This is a genomic window from Clostridium prolinivorans (assembly GCF_004011155.1).
Lineage (GTDB): Bacteria > Bacillota > Clostridia > Clostridiales > Clostridiaceae > Clostridium_AT > Clostridium_AT prolinivorans.
Window position 1 is genome coordinate 1 of the sequence record NZ_RJWG01000034.1, and the last position, 2,939, is coordinate 2,939.

Here is a 2,939-nt window from a genome sequence, read left to right on the forward strand (position 1 = left end):
AAGATACTTAGCACAATTGTACATAAAAATATTGGCACAATCGTACAAAATAATCTTGACATTAATAGGTGAAGCAGTTTTGTGCAACGGGCGGGGGGTCACGCGCGAAAAATCGCAGTTTCAAACGGGGTATATCCCCTGTTTATTTTTACATGAATCGAGGTGATGTGTATGGCAAAGGACGGTACCAACCGCGGCGGGGCACGTATCGGTGCAGGACAGAAGAAAAAGCCTCTGGCGGATAAGATTTTGGAAGGAAACCCCGGCAGACGAAAGCTCATGGTAATGGAGTTTACGGATGTTGCGGAACTGGAAGGAGAGAGCATGCCGCCACCGAGGGATTATCTTGCTGCAAAGCAGAAGAACGGAAAAACAACACTGGCGGTGGAAATATACGAAAAAACATGGCAGTGGCTTAAGGAACGCAGGTGTGTTCACCTTATCCCTGCGCAGCTTATAGAGCAATATGCCCAGAGTGTGGCGCGGTGGATCCAGTGCGAGGAATGTATCACTGAATTTGGCTTTCTTGCTAAGCATCCGACGACTGGCAATGCCATCCCGTCACCTTATGTGGCTATGAGTCAAAGCTTTATGAAACAGGCCAATAACCTGTGGTATCAAATTTATCAAGTCGTGCGGGAAAACTGTGCTACCGAATACAAGGGGGCTACTCCTCACGATGATGTTATGGAAAAACTACTGACAGCCAGGAGGGGTGGCTGATGCATAAAACAAATTCAATCTTTCTTAGGGAACTAAGAAAATATAAAGACCATTTAACGAAGCAGCAGTTTAAGACTCTGCGGGGACAAGTAATAAACGGAGATTGTGAGGGCGCAAAAAAGGGTCTTAAGAAAATATTGAACAGGAGAATGCAGTATGAACATACAAAAAATATCTGTTGAAAAACTTAATCCAGCAGCATACAACCCGCGCAAGGATTTAAAACCTGGCGATAAGGAATATGAAAAGCTAAAACGGTCAATAGAGGAATTTGGCTATGTGGAGCCTGTTATCTGGAACCAAAAAACAGGTAATGTGGTAGGCGGGCATCAACGCTTAAAGGTTTTGCTGGACTTGGGACAGACCGAGATAGACTGCGTCGTAGTGGATCTTGACCCGCAGAGGGAAAAAGCGCTTAATCTTGCCCTCAACAAGATTCAGGGGGAGTGGGACGAGAATAAACTGGCAGAGTTGATGGCTGAGCTGGACGCAGGTGCCTTTGATGTTTCGCTCACAGGATTTGACGCTTCTGAAATTGACGAACTACTTAACCGATGGTATTCCAAAGAAGCGGTGCAGGACAGCTTTGACATAGACAAAGCGCATGAGGAAATCATGCAGCGCGAGCCGGTAACAAAGCGGGGTGATATCTGGCTTCTCGGAAACCACCGTTTGATGTGTGGTGACTCTACGAGCGAGGCTGACTTCGCAAAGCTCATGGACGGGGGTCACGCACAGATGGCAGTGACTTCCCCTCCATATGGGGTAGGCAAAGAATATGAAAAGGCCGGGATTGAACCATGGTTCGAGACAGTACGCCCAGTGATTAGAAACCTGTGCAGGTATGCAGATATTGTCTGCTGGAACTTAGGTGATCTCTATGCCACCGGCTCTCAGTTTATTGAACCCACCAGTGTTTACAGCGTGAATATGTTCTTGGACAACGGTTACCGCCCTATCTGGATCCGCATTTGGAAGAAACAAGGGCAAAATTTCGGCGTAGGACCTTATCATCTTGTTTCAAACAAGCCGGTTCAGCAATATGAGTATATTTCAGCCTTCAGCAATAAAGGAGAAGTTGAGGAATATAACGATCAGGAATATGTATGGCTTTCAGCCTTTGCGGGACACAGTTATAAATTTGTGAAACGGCTTACAAAGGAAGAACGCAAGAAATGGGGCTATGCTGGGATATGGGAGATGACCACTGTCCGGGCAAACAAGGAGCATCCTGCAATGTTCCCTGTGGAGCTTCCATGGCGGTGCATCAAAATGCACAGCGACAAAGGCGGTATTGTGCTTGAGCCGTTCTCTGGTAGCGGAACTACTATAATTGCGGCTGAACAGACCGAGCGTAAATGCTACGCAATGGAGTTATCCCCTGTTTACTGTGATTTAGCTGTTAAGCGCTGGGAGGAATTCACCGGTGAAAAAGCCGTCAAACTGGAGGGTTAAGATTTATGAATATACTGAAAATACCAACAGAAAAACTAAAACCATCTAAATATAATCCGCGGAAAGATTTAAAGCCTGGTGACCCTGAATATGAAAAATTACGTCGGTCTATTGAAGAGTTTGGATATGTAGAGCCGGTCATATGGAATAAACGCACCGGGAATATTGTCGGCGGACATCAGCGGTATAAAGTACTTACAGCTTTGGGGTATAAGGAGATCGACTGTGTTGTAGTTGATTTGGATGAACAGCGGGAAAAGGCACTCAATGTCGCGCTGAATAAAATCAGTGGTGAGTTTGATATTCCGCTTTTGACCGATCTGCTTATGGATTTAAATGAAGATGGTTTTGACGTTTCTCTTACCGGGTTTGATGCTGCGGAAATTGATGAGTTGTTCCATGATAAAACAGCCGCTAATGTCAAAGAGGATAATTTCGATACAGAAAAGGCAATTGCAGAGATTAAAATTCCGGTTACCAAAAAGGGCGACATATGGGTACTTGGCAGCCACCGTCTGATGTGCGGTGATAGCACCATGCTTTCAGATGTGCAAAAGCTGATGAACGGACAAAAGGCGAGATTTGTTTTCACCGACCCACCATGGAATGTTGATTACGGTTCAGATACCAGGCATCCAAGCTGGAAGCCAAGACAAATTCTAAATGACAATATGAGCACCGAAGAATTCGGCGCTTGTAAATGATAAAATAAAAATGCACAAAAAGTGGAAAATAAAAATGTACAATTTTGTACATGAATT

The 2,939-nt window shown here is 45.0% G+C and carries 2 protein-coding genes and 1 pseudogene; all 3 read left to right on the forward strand.

What is annotated here, in order from left to right; genetic code table 11:
- Nucleotides 1-171 precede the first annotated feature (171 nt).
- A complete protein-coding gene (locus tag EGD97_RS12115; RefSeq protein ID WP_014256694.1) occupies nucleotides 172-723 on the forward strand; it encodes a P27 family phage terminase small subunit in 552 nt (183 codons plus the stop codon).
- A 156-nt stretch (nucleotides 724-879) separates the two neighbouring features.
- The gene (locus tag EGD97_RS12125; protein WP_127837550.1) at nucleotides 880-2,178 is read left to right on the forward strand and encodes a site-specific DNA-methyltransferase; all 1,299 of its coding nucleotides are present in this window, start codon (nucleotides 880-882) and stop codon (nucleotides 2,176-2,178) included.
- 5 nt (nucleotides 2,179-2,183) lie between these two features.
- Nucleotides 2,184-2,873: pseudogene (locus EGD97_RS12130) on the forward strand (ParB N-terminal domain-containing protein); the annotation flags it as partial.
- Nucleotides 2,874-2,939 lie beyond the last annotated feature (66 nt).

Excerpts from the sequence above, each read along its gene's own strand:
- EGD97_RS12115 (WP_014256694.1), top strand. The coding sequence starts at position 172 with ATGGCAAAGGACGGTACCAACCGCGGCGGGGCACGTATCGGTGCAGGA.
- EGD97_RS12125 (WP_127837550.1), top strand. The coding sequence starts at position 880 with ATGAACATACAAAAAATATCTGTTGAAAAACTTAATCCAGCAGCATAC.